7 protein-coding genes are annotated in these 14454 nt (G+C 73.0%); 4 read left to right on the forward strand and 3 right to left on the reverse strand.

The window, feature by feature from the left end; genetic code table 11:
- Entirely contained in the window at positions 1-7902 is a 7902-nt protein-coding gene (locus tag WMF11_RS04565) for a beta-ketoacyl synthase N-terminal-like domain-containing protein (protein WP_437976560.1), read from the forward strand.
- Positions 7903-7915: 13 nt separating this feature from the next.
- Here the strand turns inward: WMF11_RS04565 and WMF11_RS04570 are convergent, their stop codons facing one another.
- On the reverse strand, positions 7916-8191 hold the full coding sequence (locus WMF11_RS04570; RefSeq protein WP_437976561.1) for a hypothetical protein: 276 nt from the start codon (positions 8189-8191) through the stop codon (positions 7916-7918).
- Between the two features lie 342 nt (positions 8192-8533).
- On the opposite strand from WMF11_RS04570, the gene WMF11_RS04575 reads away from it, so the two are divergent.
- Complete coding sequence (locus WMF11_RS04575; protein ID WP_437976562.1) at positions 8534-9058, forward strand: GxxExxY protein; 525 nt, start codon at positions 8534-8536, stop codon at positions 9056-9058.
- A 328-nt stretch (positions 9059-9386) separates the two neighbouring features.
- Here the strand turns inward: WMF11_RS04575 and WMF11_RS04580 are convergent, their stop codons facing one another.
- Complete coding sequence (locus WMF11_RS04580; RefSeq protein ID WP_437976563.1) at positions 9387-10418, reverse strand: PEGA domain-containing protein; 1032 nt, start codon at positions 10416-10418, stop codon at positions 9387-9389.
- 26 nt (positions 10419-10444) lie between these two features.
- Positions 10445-11392, reverse strand: coding sequence for a hypothetical protein (locus WMF11_RS04585; RefSeq protein WP_437976564.1), 948 nt, complete (start codon positions 11390-11392; stop codon positions 10445-10447).
- 175 nt (positions 11393-11567) lie between these two features.
- Here WMF11_RS04585 and WMF11_RS04590 point away from each other — a divergent pair, with 175 nt between their 5' ends.
- Together WMF11_RS04590 and WMF11_RS04595 are read left to right on the forward strand one after the other, a co-directional pair.
- Entirely contained in the window at positions 11568-13034 is a 1467-nt protein-coding gene (locus WMF11_RS04590; protein ID WP_437976565.1) for a formylglycine-generating enzyme family protein, read from the forward strand.
- Complete coding sequence (locus tag WMF11_RS04595) at positions 13031-14425, forward strand: formylglycine-generating enzyme family protein (protein ID WP_437976566.1); 1395 nt, start codon at positions 13031-13033, stop codon at positions 14423-14425. The genes WMF11_RS04590 and WMF11_RS04595 overlap by 4 nt, the downstream gene beginning before the upstream one ends.
- Positions 14426-14454 lie beyond the last annotated feature (29 nt).

Here is a 14454-nt window from a genome sequence, read left to right on the forward strand (position 1 = left end):
GTGTTCGAGCCCATCGCGATCGTCGGCCGCGGGTGCGTCCTCCCGGGCGCGCTCCACCCCGCGGCCCTCTGGGACAACGTGCTCGCCGGCCGGGACCTCCTGTCCGCCGCGCCCGACGGCCGCTGGCGCCTCTCGCGCGAGCGCGCGCTCGCGCAGGAGGGGCTTCCCGCGCGCGGCGCGCGCGACGTGCGCGACGCGAAGGACCGCGCGTGGAGCGACCGCGGCGGCTACGTCACCGGGTTCGACGAGCACTTCCGCCGCGTGCTCGCCAGCGACCCGTTCCCGCGGCGGGGCGGGCCGCCCGAGTCCCTGCTCGCGCTCGACCCGCTCTTCCAGTGGGTGCTCCACGCGGGCCGCGAGGCGCTGCGCGAGGCGGGGCACGAGGGCCGGTCCGACCGCGCGGGCGCGGTGCTCGGGAACCTCTCCTTCCCGTCGTCGGCGATGTCGGCGTGGGTCGAGTCGACGTGGCTCGGCGATCTCGCCGGCGTCCCGCGGCCCGATCCGCGCAACCGGTTCATGTCGGGGCTGCCCGCCCACCTGCTGGCCGACGTGCTCGGCCTCGGGGCCGGGGCGTTCGCGCTCGACGCCGCGTGCGCGTCGTCGCTGTACGCGATCGCGCTCGCCTGCGAGCGGCTGCAGGACCGCGAGGTCGACCGGATGCTCGCAGGCGCGGTGTGCCGCTCGGACGACCTCTTCATGCACATCGGGTTCTGCGCGCTGTCGGCCATGAGCCGCACCGGGCAGAGCCGCCCGTTCTCGTCGGAGGCCGACGGCCTGGTCCCGGCGGAGGGCGCGGCGTTCGTGGTCCTGGAGCGCCTGTCCGACGCGGAGGCCGCGGGCAGGTCGATCCTCGGCGTGATCCGCGGGATCGGCCTGTCGAACGACGGCCGCGGCCGCGGCCTCCTGGCGCCCTCCGTCGAGGGCCAGCTGCGCGCGATGCGGGCCGCGTACGCCATGGCGGGCCTCGATCCCCGCGAGGTGTCGCTGCTCGAGTGCCACGCGACGGGCACGCCCCTCGGCGACGCGACCGAGATCGCGACCCTCAAGGAGGTGTTCGGCTCCCGCGACGTCCCGCTCGGCTCGCTCAAGTCGAACCTCGGTCACCTCGTCACGACGGCCGGCGCGGCCGGGCTCCTCAAGCTGCTCGGCGCCATGGCGGCCGGCGTCCGCCCGCCGACGCTGCACGCCGATCCGCTGAGCGAGGCGGTGGCCTCGAGCCCCTTCCGGGTGCTGCAGCGCGCCGAGCCGTGGGAGGGGCGGCGGCTCGCGGGCCTGTCGGCGTTCGGGTTCGGCGGGAACAACGCCCACCTCCTCGTCGAGGCGTACGAGCCGTCCTCGCCGAGGGGCCGCGCGGCCCACGCCGCGCCGCAGGCCGCCGCGGCGGCCTCGCGCCCTGTCGACGCCGGGCGCCCCGCGCCGGCGGGCCCCCTGGCCGTGGTGGCCATGGGCCTGTGCGTCGGTGAGCTCAGCGGCGTCCGGGCCTTCGCGGAGCCGCTCCTCTCGGGCCGCGGCGCGGATCCCCGCCGGGCGGCGGTCGCGCTGCCCGCGGATCGGCTCCGGTTCCCGCCGCGCGATCTGCAGCAGGCGCTCGCCCAGCAGACGCTGCTGCTCGAGGCGGCGATCGAGGCCACCGAGGGCCTCGCGCTGCCGCGCGATCGCACCGCCGTGCTGATCGGCATGGGCGCCGACACCGAGGTGTGCCGGTACATGACGCGATGGCGGCTCGCCGAGACGGCGCCGGCGCGGCTCGGTCCGTCGGTCGACGTCGGCGCGCTCCAGGACGCGATCATCCCTGCGCTGCAGGCGGCGGGCGTCGTCGGGAACATGCCCAACATCCCGGCGAACCGGCTGAACAGCCAGCTCGACGTCGGTGGGCCGTCGTTCACGATCGCGGCCGAGGAGCTGTCCGGCCCCTGGGCGCTGCGCGTCGCGTCCCGCGCCCTGCGCGCCGGCGCGGTGGACGCGGCGATCGTCGGCGCGGTGGATCTCTCGTGCGAGGCCGCCCACGCGGCCGCGCTCGAGGCGCTCGGCGTCCGCCTGCCCCCCGGCGACGCCGCCGTGGTGCTCGTGCTCGAGCGCCTCGACGACGCCGTCCGGCAGCGGCACCCGGTCCTGGCCGTGGTCGTGGACGAGCCGGCCGACCCTGGCCTCGTGCTGTCGTCCACGGATCTCGCGCCGCGGTTCGGCCACGCGCACGCGGCCTCGGGCCTGCTGCACGTGGCCGCCGCGGTGCTCGCCTGCCGTCACGGCCGCAAGCCCGACGGGGCGCCGTGGTCCGACGAGATCCGGGTCGCCGAGGTCCGCTGCGCCGGCCTCGGCGGCGGCTCGCTGTCGGTCCGCATCGGGGCCGGCGGCCCCGCCGCGCCGCTCCCGCCGCCGCGATCGGCGGAGGGGCCGACGCTGACGCTCCCCGCCCACCCGCCGGCGATCGTCGTGCCCGGCGCGGCCTCCTGTTCATCCCCCGGAGACTCCATGGAACCTGCGCCGCCTCTGCCGTCCGCTCTCGACGACCTGCCGCCGCTGTACCCCGGGCCCACGGGGTTCTCTGCCGCCGACGCGGATCGCGCGCCGTCCTGGGACGAGCCGCCGCCGGTCGGGCCGGCGGTCGTCACGGCCGTCGCCGCGAGCCTCGCAGAGGAGCCGCCGCCGGTCGGACCGGCCGTCGTCGCGGCCGCTGCCGTGGACATCCCGGGCGACGTGATCGCCGGCGCCGCGGCGTTCACCGTGCAGCTTGCGCAGATCCACAAGGAGTGGGCGGAGCAGCAGGCCCAGGTCCACCGCCGGTTCCTTCAGATGCGGCAGCGCGCGCTGGACTCGCTCGTGCAGGCGTCGTCGGGCGGGGTCGCGGTGGTGGTCGAGACCCCCTTGGCGCAGGTGCCCCACGCCGCGCCGGTCCGCATCGAGGCGCCGCGCTCCGCCGCTGCGCCGCAGCTCGCCCGCGCCGAGTTGCCGCAGCTCGCCCGCGCTGAGGCGCCGCGTCCGTTCGAGCCGCCGCGCGTCGTTGAACCGCCGCCTGTCGTCGAGCCGCCGCGCCCCTCCGCCGCGCCGTCGGGTGGTGGTCAACTTCACACGAGAAAGATCACAGGGAGACGGGGAGACGGGGAGAGTTACTCCGATTCTTCTCCCCGCCTCCCCGCCTCCCTGTTCAAATTTGACCAGTACCCGCCGTCGCCTGCGTCGCGCCCGTCCGCCCAGCCGGAGCTCTCTGCGGCGCCTTCCGCCGCGCCTCGCGGCCCCCGGTTCAGCCGCGAGCAGCTCGAGCACCTCGCCTCGGGCCGGATCTCCGACGTGTTCGGCCCGCTCTTCGCCCGGCAGGACGCCTATCGCCGCCAGGTGCGCATGCCCATGCCGCCGCTCCTGCTCGCCGATCGGGTCACCGGGATCGACGCCGAGCCCGGCACGATGAAGCTCGGCACGATGTGGACCGAGACCGACGTGCGGTGGGATTCCTGGTACCTGCACGACGGCGCGATGCCGGCCGGCGTCATGATCGAGAGCGGCCAGGCGGACCTGCTGCTCATCAGCTGGCTCGGCGCGGACTTCGAGAACAAGGGCGAGCGCGTCTACCGCCTGCTCGGCTGCGAGCTCACCTTCTACGGCGGCCTGCCGCGCCCGGGCGACACGCTCGTCTACGACATCCACGTGGACGGGCACGCGAAGCACGGCGACGTCCGCCTGTTCTTCTTCCACTACGACTGCCGGATCGGCGGCGAGCTGCGCCTGAAGACGCGCAAGGGCCAGGCAGGCTTCTTCACCGACGAGGAGCTCGCGAGCTCCGGGGGCGTCCTCTGGGACGCGGACACCGCCGAGCACGCGACGACCGCCCGCCTCGATCCGCCCCGGATCGCGTGCCGGAAGTCCGCGTTCGACCGGGCCGACCTCCTCGCGTTCGCGGCCGGCGACGGCGCGGCGGCGTTCGGCCCCGGCTTCGATCGTCTGAGCACCCACGTCAGGACGCCGCGGATCAGCGCCCCGCCCATGCTGTTCTTCGATCGCGTCGACCTGTTCGACCCCGCGGGCGGCCCGTGGAAGCGCGGCTATCTCCGGGCCACGCTGCCGATCACGAAGGACGGCTGGTACTTCGAGGGCCACTTCAAGGACGACCCCTGCATGCCGGGGACGCTCATGTTCGAGGGCTGCCTGCAGGCGCTCGCGTTCTACATGGCGGCCATGGGCTTCACGGCGGACGCGGACGGCTTCCGCTTCGAGCCCGTGCCGGAGATCCCGTACCTGCTCCGCTGCCGCGGCCAGGTGGTCCCGACGAGCCGCGTGCTCACGTACGAGGTGTTCGTCGAGGAGGTCCACGACGGCCCGTGCCCGACGGTGTTCGCCGACTTCCTGTGCACGGTCGACGGCCTCAAGGCGTTCCACGCCCGCCGCGTGGGCCTGCGCCTCAGCCCCGACTGGCCGATGACGAGCGCCCCCGAGCTGCTCGACGGCCACGTCGAGCCGGTGCCGGTCGCGCGCGTCCCCTGGTCCGAGACGGGCGCGCCGCCGCCGGACGGCGCCGTCTCGGCGGGACACGCGGACGCCGGCGGCTTCCCGTTCGATTACCGGAGCCTGCTCTCGTGCGCCTGGGGCAGGCCGTCGGACGCGTTCGGCCCGCTCTACCGCAGGTTCGACGGGGGCCAGCACGTCGCCCGGCTCCCGGGCCCGCCGTACCACTTCATGAGCCGGGTCCTGTCGGTCTCTCGCCCCATGGCGTCGATGAAGGCCGGCGCCGAGGTCGAGGTCGAGTACGACGTCCCGGAGGACGCGTGGTACTTCGACGAGAACGCGAGCCTCACGATGCCGTTCGCGGTGGTGCTCGAGGCCGCGCTCCAGACGTGCGGCTGGCTCGCGAGCTACGCCGGCTGCGCGCTCTCGACCGACGGCGCGCTGTACTTCCGCAACCTCGACGGCAAGGGCACGCTGCACGCCGAGGTCCTGCCGGCGCCGGCGCCGGCAGTGAGCGCGCTGCGCACCAAATCGCGGCTCACGAACATGTCCCGTTCGGGCGGCATGATCATCCTCTCGTTCCGGGTCGAGTGCAGCCTCGATGGCGCGCGGGTGTACGACCTCGACACGGTGTTCGGCTTCTTCCCGAAGGCCGCGCTCGCGACGCAGATCGGGATCCCGCCGAGGCCCGAGGAGGTCGCCGCGCTCGATGAGCCGTCCGATTTCGAGGTCGATCTCCGCGAGCGCCCCGCGCGGTACTGCGGGGGCAAGCTCGGGCTCGCGCGGCCGTCGCTGCTGATGATCGACCGGATCGACGGCCTGTGGCAGGCCGGCGGCCGGAAGGGGCTCGGCCGGCTCCGCGCGCGGCGGGACGTGCACGCGTCGGAGTGGTTCTTCAAGGCCCATTTCCTCGGCGATCCCGTGCAGCCTGGCTCGCTCGGCATCGAGGCGATGCTGCAGACGATCCAGTTCTGGATGCTGCACCAGGACCTCCACGCGGGCCTCCGCGACCCGCGGTTCGAGCCTGTGATGACGGGGCACGAGCACTCCTGGCGGTACCGGGGCCAGGTGCTGCCGGCCAGCCGGCGGGTGACTGTCGACACCGACATCCTCGAGGTCGGCCGCGACGATCGCGGGCCCTATGTCATCGCCGAGTCCTACCTCTGGGTGGACGGCCTGCGCATCTACGGCGCGACGCTCGGCGTGCGGATCGTCGACGGCGCCTCGCCGCGGGCGCGGCGCGACGTCGGCTTCGACCCGCGCGCGAGCGCGCGCAGCCTCGCCTCGCTCCCGGGCGCCGTGGGCGGGAGCCCGCGCCTGCGTCCGCAGGAGCAGCCCGCGGCGAAGGCCGCGCCGACGCTCGACGACGTCGAGGAGGTGCTGGACCCGGATGGGTGGGTCGCGGACCACCGCCCCACGTGGACGGTTCCGGCGCTCCCCGGGATGAGCATGGTCGACCGGCTGGCCGGCGCCGCGTTGCGGGCGCGCCCGGGGAGCGTGGTCGTGGCCGTGGAGGACGTGGTGGTGCAGCGCTGGCTGCCCGTGCCGGGGCCGGTGCGCGTCAAGGCCGAGGCGACCGGATCGGGCGACGTCCTCGACGTCCGGCTGCTCGCGTGGCGCGAGGCATCGAACCCGGCGCTCTCGCGGTTCGAGCCCGTGTGCACCGGCCGCGTGCGGGTGGCTCGTGATTACCCGCCCGCCCCGGCGCCGGAGCCGGCGCTCGACGCGCCGGAGGCGGACGATCCGTACGTCGCGGGGACGCTGTTCCACGGCCCGGCGTTCCAGTACCTGACAGCGCTCCGCCTCGGCGCGCGCGGGTCATCGGCGGTGCTGGACCCTGCGAGGGGCTCGGTGCCTCCCGGCACGCTGCACCAGGGCATGCTCGACGCGCTGACCCACACCATCCCGCACGACCGGCTGTCGCTGTGGGATCCAGCGTGCCCGCCCGCCCAGATCGCGTTCCCGTCGCGCATCCCGTCGCTCCGCCTGTACGGGCCGGCGCCCGAGTCGCCGGTGCGCGTGGAGGTGCGCTACGAGGGCCGTGACGATCGCTTCGTCTCGTTCCGGGTGCAGGCCATCGCGCAGGCCGGGTCCGCGGCGGGAGAGCGCGTCTGGTTGGAGCTCCGGCTGGTCGAGGTGCTGCTCCCGCAGGGGCCGATCGGCGGCGCGCCTCCCGGGATCCGCCGGGCGTTCCTGCGCGATCGCGCGCCGGTCGACCTCGGCGTCTCGCGCATCGATGCCACGTCGGGCGAGGCGCGCTGCAGCCCCGCCGACGTGCGCACGATGGACTGGATGCCCGGCACCGTGGCGCAGCTCTACGCCGCGTCGGGCGACCTCGTCGAGGCGGCGGCCGTGAAGGATCACGTCGCGCGGCGCGCTGGCGTGCACCCGTCGACCGTGTCCCTCGCCGGTGTCTCCTCGGCGCAGCCGCTCACGCGCTGGCCGTTCACCGTGGCGCGCGAGGGCTCCGAGGTCGTGGTCCGCGACGCGGGTCCGCCCGTGATCGACATCGCGCCTGTCCGCCGCTACTGGGGCGCGGCCATGGGCATCGGCCGGTGGCCGGCGGAGGACCTCTACTTCGGCCTCATCGAGCGGTTCATCCGGCGGGTGCACGTCGTCGATCCCGAGGCGTTCCGCGCCGTGCAGGGCCGGAGCCTGCTCTACCTCGGCAACCACCAGGTCGGCGTGGAGTCGCTGCTGTTCGGCATCGCCGTGTCCGGCCTGACGGAGGTCTCGACGGTCACGCTGGCCAAGGCCGAGCACCGGACGACGTGGCTCGGCACCATGCTCGCGCACTGCTTCGCGTACCCAGGCGCGCGTGATCCGAAGGTGATCACGTACTTCGATCGCGAGGACAAGGCGTCGCTCGGGACCATCATCGCCGAGCTCGGGGCCGAGATGCAGGGGGCCGGCAAGGGCGTGATGGTGCACGTCGAGGGCACGCGATCGCTCGAGTGCCGCACGCCGGTGCGCAAGATGAGCGGCTCGTTCATCGACATGGCGCTCGCGGTGGGCGTCCCGGTGGTGCCGGTGCGCTTCTCCGGCGCGCTGCCGCCGGAGCCGCTCGAGCGGCGGCTCGAGTTCCCGCTCGGCATGGGCGTGCAGGACATCTGGATCGGCCGCCCGCTGCTGCCCGAGGAGCTCGCGGGGCTGACCTACAAGGATCGCAAGGACCTCGTGATCAGCGGCATCAACGGGCTCGGCCCGAACAACGCGGTCGAGCAGCCGTTCCCCGGGGATCCTGCGTTCGCGGCGTCGGTGGACGCCTGGGTGGAGGAGGCGGGCGTCGCGCACGAGGACGCGACGGTCTTCCGGGTGCTGCAGGCGTGCGCCGACCCGACGCCGGAGACGGCGGCGATCCTGGAGGCCGCGCGCACGGGGCGGCTCGTCGCGCCCGACGCGCGGCGGGCGGACTGGCTGCGGAAGCTCGCCGCGCGGCTCCTCGGGAGGCGGCTCGGGGGGTGAGCCGGGGTGGAGCTCAGTGGGGCCATCCCTGCGAGCGCGCGACAACGCGGACTGCTTCGGTGAGCTCGGCTTCGAAGTGCTGGAAAGCCGGCAGTGCTCGCAGCGCCTCGAGGCTGACCTCTTCGCCGAACAAGCGGTAGAGGCGCTCGGGCTTTCGTCTCATCCCTCCTTCTTTCAAGAGCCGCCCCAGCGCCAGCTTGGGATCGGCCTCGCGTTCTGGCTCGGCGGGGAGCGCTGACTGCGCGCCGCTACCGAGCCAGGGCCGGAAGACCTCGGTATCGACCAGCATCCGCGCCTCGGTCTCGACATCGCAGGCGCCGGGAAATATAGCGACAAGGCGAGCGAGGACAGCCGTCGATCGTCTTGCCGGTGTGCCGCCGCGCGAAGCGCGGTCGGCAGCAGCAGCAGCTTGTTGGGAGGGAGACAGAGAAAGAGAGATTACACAGGGAGACGGGGAGGCGGGGAGGAGAGAGATATATATAGACCAAGGTGGAGAGGCGAGAGGCGGGCCATTCTTCGAGGCTGCTTGCTTGGGGTTGACTGTTTTCAGGTCGCTCGTTTGCGGGGTGGTTCCCGCTGACGTCAATTCGCGCAACCAGATCTGGTTTTGCGTCGATATATAGGCATGAGCATGGATTCGGCACGGGGTGACAGGGAAACGAGAAGATTGTGGGATCTGTCCGAGCGAGTCATCGGAGCGTGCATCGAGGTGCACCGCCACCTCGGTCCCGGGCTCCTGGAGTCTGCCTACGAAGAATGCTTGTGTCGTGAACTGTCGCTCATGGACTTAGGCTTCGCGAGGCAAAAGCCACTTCCAGTAACCTACAAGGGGGCCACGCTCGAGTGTGGCTATCGACTCGACGTTGTCGTCGAGGAGAAGCTCATCCTGGAGCTCAAGGCCGTCGAGCACTTGCTGCCCGTCTATGAAGCTCAGGTGCTCACATACCTGAAGCTGACGCACCTGGACGTCGGGTTGCTCGTCAACTTCAACACGCCGGTGCTCCGCCGCGGGATCCGACGCCTGGTACGCCGCGATGCCGAGGCTGTCCGGTTCTCCCGATGTCGCACCGAAGACGGCCACCCCAGCACCACCGGCCGCCCCGCATCGATGCCGCCCGAAGCAGTCGGCGCCGAGCCTGATGGCTTGAACGACTGATCCCCATCTCTCGCCTCCCCGCCTCCCCGCCTCCCCGCCTCCCTGTGAATCTTTCCTTCTTCCCCTCCGCCCAACGAGGGGCGGCAAGAGAAAGTTGTAGTCACTCGGACCTTCCCCATAGCGTCTTGCGAGTAGGTAGAGCCGCCTTCCGGTCATTCGGCGGCCTCGCTGGCCGTGGTCTCGAGAACCGCGTCGACCTCGTGCAGCGACACGGTGCGGACACCGTTGTCGGGCCTTTCTAGCTGCCCCACCGTACATGCGCCGCTCGGTTGCCTCGCGCGCAGCACGGCGGCCCTGGCATCTGGGCGCCTCGCGCGCCCGACGCCGCTCACCACCTGATCGCCGCCGGCTCCGCGACCCAGTTCAGGCTCCCCCCGTTGTAGTCCGGCTCCGGCCGCGTCAGCGCGTACGTCAGCACCACGCCTCCCGTCACCACCGCGGCCGCGCCCGTCCAGAACCACCACCGCGTCCACAGCGACGGCCGCACCGGGATCAGCTTGGCCGTCAGATCCGCCCGCTGCCCCGCGTGCAGATCGAGCGTCGCCGCGTACGTCTCGAAACCGTCCCGCACCACCTCGATCCTGTACTTCCCCGGCGGCCGCTCGAGGTCGATGGGCGCGAGCCCGGCCTCGCGGCCGTCCACACGCACGAGCGCCTGCGCCGGCTCCGCGCGCACGGCCACGCGCGCGGGGAGGATGTCCAGGTGCAGATCGAGCGTGGCCTTCTCCCCCGGCCGGTAGGTCTTCTGGACGAAGGCATCCTGGCGCCCTGGCCGCGCCGCGCGGAAGAGGTGGACCCCGGGGTCGAGCTCCACGGTGAAGCTCTTCTCCACCGGCGCCGCCGCGCGCCCTTCGGACCCGGGGAGCGTCACGAAGACCCGGGTCCCGTCGTCGGTGGCCAGCCGGAGCGCGCGCCCGTCGACGGTCAGCGGGGTGCCCGGGGGATCCAGCGTGACCGCCACCCGGACCACGAGCTGATCCAGCTCGGCGACGAACGCCCTCGCGTCGTCGATCTGCGCGGCCGCCAGGCCCTCGGTGCCCGCGAGAACGCGGCGGAAGGTGCGGCGCGCGGCGACGTAGCGGCCCAGGGCGCGCTCGCAGAAGCCGATGTTGTACTGGACGATGGGCGCGTCCCGCGCCGCCGCCGCCTCCTCGAAGGCGGCGAGCGCCTCGCCCCACTGCGCGTCCTTCGATCGCTGCACGCCGAGCAGGAACGCCGCCCTGCCGCGCGCGGTGCGCTCATCGACCGCCGCCTCTGCCGGCGCCGCCGCAGGGGTCGGCGCCTCGGCGCGCGCGCGCCCGGCCGTCGAGAGATCGACCGCCGCCACGACCAGGCCACCCAGGATCCATCGTGTCCGCATCGTACCCCTCGTCCCTGACCACCCCGTCAGTCCGTCCCGCCGCAAGCGATCTCGCAGTGGGCGAGCGCGCAATCGAGCCCGGCCTCGTGGGTCGCCACCGCGTCCGGGAACATCGCGTCACACTCCATGAGACAGGCCTGGTCCGCGACGTCGCACGGGACCTTGCAGTTGTCCAGCAACGCACACTCGATCTCGTGCTGGCAAGCCGCCATCTCATCGGCGCAGTGCAGGTTCTGGCACTTGACACAGGGGTCCAGCGGCTCGTTGCCGCAAGCGTCGTCGTCGAAGCAGAAGTACTGCATACACGCCATCCGGTGGCTGTAGGCGACGTAGCCGGCGGCGTGCGCCTGGTAACACGCGCTCTCGCAGGGCGAGAAGGCCGCGTCATCCGGGTCCTCGGCGCACGCCTTGACGCACGTGACCAGGTCCTGGCAATCCTGGTCGTCTCTGCAAGCCTGGTAGGTCTCGCAGCAGCGCTCGTCCTCGCACTTGTAGCAGGTGTTCGGATCCGTCGACGGCGAGCACGTCTGGTTGAAATCCGGGTCTGTCGGGGCGGGGATCTGACCGCAACCGGCGCACTCCGCGCCCGGGCCGGCGAGGCGGCAGTCGATGAAGGCCTGCTTCGCGCTCTGGCCAAGAGATCCGGTGACGGGCGGGCACGCCTGCTCGCACGTGATGTCCGCGTCCCCACCTGGGCCCAGCGGACAAGCGTCGAGGCAATCGAGGTAGGCGGCGCAGCCCGGGTCGGCCGCGCAAGCGTTCACCTGGGACAAGCACGCTGCCTGCTCCACGCACGTACCGCACGCGCTCGCGCCGTACGTGGCATCACCGCCGCCACCGCCGTCGCCGCCCGATCCCGTGCTCGCCGCCGCTCCCGGATCCTCGGATGGGGAATCGCCGTCGCACGCGGGGGAGAGCGCCGCCGCGATGGCTACGGAGAGCGCGGCGAGCACTGGCCGGGTGACCCACGACATACAACCTCCTCGCGAGCGGCAGAGCGATGTTCGGGTGAATCGCGTGAATCCCGTGAATCGCGTGAATCGCGTGAAGAAGCGAAAGAACCCTCTTGGCCTCGCCCCTCCTCGATGATAGCGAGGAGACTACCCCTGGGTCCTGTCGGGCGGCAACGAGAAAGGCGAAAGGCGGCAGGTGGTCGAACCGACACGCGCGCTCTCGATCCTCGTCGTGCTCGCTGCGGCGGGGCTCTCCGGCGCCTGCGGCGAGCGAGAGCGACCGCAGCTCCTCGTCGTCGTGGACACCGACGCGCCGGTCGCCGCGCAGCTCCTGGCAGACCCCTCCATCTCGCCGGAGGCGGTCATCGATACGGTGCGCATCGACGGGTTCGACGGCGCGTGGCGCCCCGGCTGCATCGATGACGTCGACTGCACGGCGAACTTCGTCCTGCCGGACCCTTCGTCCTGGCCGTTCTCCTTCGGGGTGGCCGCGCCGGAGGAGGGGAGCGCCGTGCTCCGCCTGCGCATCCGGGCGTTCCGCGGCGCCGTCGCGACGCGGGGTGAGGACTCCATCGAGGGGAGGGGGTTCTCGACCATCGATCCTCCGCCAGAGGCCGCCATCGACCGGCTGATCGAGGTCGCGCTCCCGACGTCTGGCGTGGTGACGGTGCAACTCACGCTCTCGGCCGACTGCCTGGGCGTGCCCGCGTCGCTGCGCAAGCCGCCGCGCACATGCATCGATGCCTCCAGGTGGACGGCGGCCCCATCGGAGGGGGTCCTCGTCGGATCAGGGGCAGAGATGGGCGCGACGCGCGCCGGCACGTGGTCGCGCGCGCGGGAGGTCCCCTGCGGCGCCGCGCCCGAGGGCGCCGATGCCATCTGCATCCCCGGCGGCTTCAGCGTCATCGGCCAGGCCGAGCTCGCCGGCGTCGACGAGCAGAGCTATGTCTCGGTCGTGCCGCCGCGGCCGGTTCATGTGGGCCCGTTCTTCATGGACAGGACGGAGTTCACGGTCGGCCGTCTCCGTGCGCTGCTGAACGAGGGGCTCCTTCACGCCGAGGGGGATGACCTCGCCGGGCCTGATCCGAGCAGGGTGGGGCTCGCAGACTGCCGCTGGCTTGGCGCGGCCGACGGAGCGAACGATGGATATCCCCTCAACTGCATCTCGTGGCGCCTTGCCCGGGAGGCGTGCAGAGTGAGCGGCGGTGATCTGCCGACGGAGGCGCAGTGGGAGCACGCCGCGCGGGGTCGAGGGCAGGGGCGGATCTATCCCTGGGGTGACGCGTCTCCCGCGTGCTGCACGGCGAGCGCCGGGCGGGGGACGCTGTGCCCTGGCGATCCGGGGCCGGAGGAGGTCGGCTCGCATCGGCCCTCGGCGACGTGCGGTGGCCTGGGCGACAGCTCCAGGGATGGCGTCCTGGATCTCGGCGGGAGCCTGAGCGAGCTGTGCGCCGACAAGCTGGTTCCGTACGGAGAGGGCTGCTGGAGCGCGCCCGGGATCTTCGTCGAGCCCCGCTGCGACGATGCCGGCATCAACGCGCACGCCTCCCGCGGTGGAGACTGGGCCAGCGGCCCCGCGAACACGAGGCCCGCGTTCCGGAGAGGCGATGTCCTGGACTCGCTGCACGGCTTCCGGTGCGTCTACGCGGGAGGTGCGCCGTGACGGCTCGTGGCCTGTCGACGGCGCTCGCGGCCGCGGGGTTTCTGCTGTCGGCGCTCTCGGCGTGCGAGCCCGAGCCTCGCCAGTGGCTCGTCAGCGTCTCCACGGACGCCCCGGCGCCCCGGTTCGGCGATCACCTGCTGCTCGAAGTGATGGGCGAGGGCGCGACCTGCACCGGGTGCATGCGGCTCATCGGGGTGGATGGGCCGGACAGCCTGCCTGTCAGCTTCGGCGTGGTCCCGCGGGAGGAAGGCGCCGCCGTGCGGGTCCGCGCGCGGCTCTACCGGGCCGAGCAGGCGGGCCCCGACGGCCTTCCCCGCGGTCCGGCCTTGATCGACGCCGTGGCCAGGCTCCCGCCGCTCGACGGCGAGACCCACGTGGCCCTCGATCTGTCGATGCGCTGCTTCGGCGTCCCGAGCCTCCCCGAGCAGCGCGCGACCTGCGACCCGGAGGCGGGCGCGCTCGCGCCGGAGCCGGTGCTCCCGCTGCTCTCCGAGGTCGACGCCCGGCCCGAGCCCGGCTCCTGGCCGAGCGCGGCCCCGGTACCCTGCCAGGGGCCGGCGCCGGCGGGGATGGTGTGTGTGCCCGGAGGGGTGTTCCTTCTCGGGACGCCGCGACCCGGATACACCATCGATCTCGACGAGCTGAGCCAGCCCGAGCGCCTCGTGCAGCTCGGCGCGTTCGCCCTCGACGCGGACGAGGTGACCGTGGGCGCGGTCCGGGAACTCGTGGCGACAGGGCAGATCCGATCAGCGCCCATTGCCAGGGACATCGACGCGCCGGGGTCGGATCTGGGCGCTTGCACGTACCTCGGCGGGTCCGACGGCGCGAACGACGCGTTGCCCGTCAACTGCATCACCCACGCGCTCGCGGAGGAGGCCTGTTCCGCGCTTGGAAAGCGGCTCCCCACAGAGGCGGAATGGGAGTACGCGGCCGGCAACCTCGATGACGAGACCGCCTATCCCTGGGGCAACGGCGGGGATCTCTGCGCGATGGCGCTCCTCGGCAGGGGCCGGGGCAGCGGGGAGGCCGACCAGGAGGTGTTCGAGAACTCCGGCTGTCGCCCGCTCGACGCGCCGGTGCCCTGGGGGCCTGTCGCCGGAGGCGCTCCGAGCGACGTGACCGCCCTTGGCATCCGGAACCTCGCAGGGAGCATGTCCGAGTGGGTGGCCGACACCTTCGCTCCCTACGCCGCGCCTTGCTGGCAGTCGGGCGGGCCGCTCCTCGTCGATCCGGTGTGTCGCGAGCCAGCCCCCGGCGCGGCGCCGGCCTTCTCTTATCGCGGGAGCTCCTGGTCGGGTTACAAGCTGGGAGCCCGGGCCACAGCGCGCAGCCATGAGAGGGCGTCGGCGTTCAACCCGGCCACCGGCTTCCGCTGCGCGCAGCCGATGTGACCGCGCTGCCGCGGATCGGGGCCGGCCGG

The sequence above is a fragment of the Sorangium sp. So ce295 genome (genome assembly GCF_051527405.1).
Classification (GTDB): domain Bacteria; phylum Myxococcota_A; class Polyangia; order Polyangiales; family Polyangiaceae; genus Sorangium; species Sorangium cellulosum_B.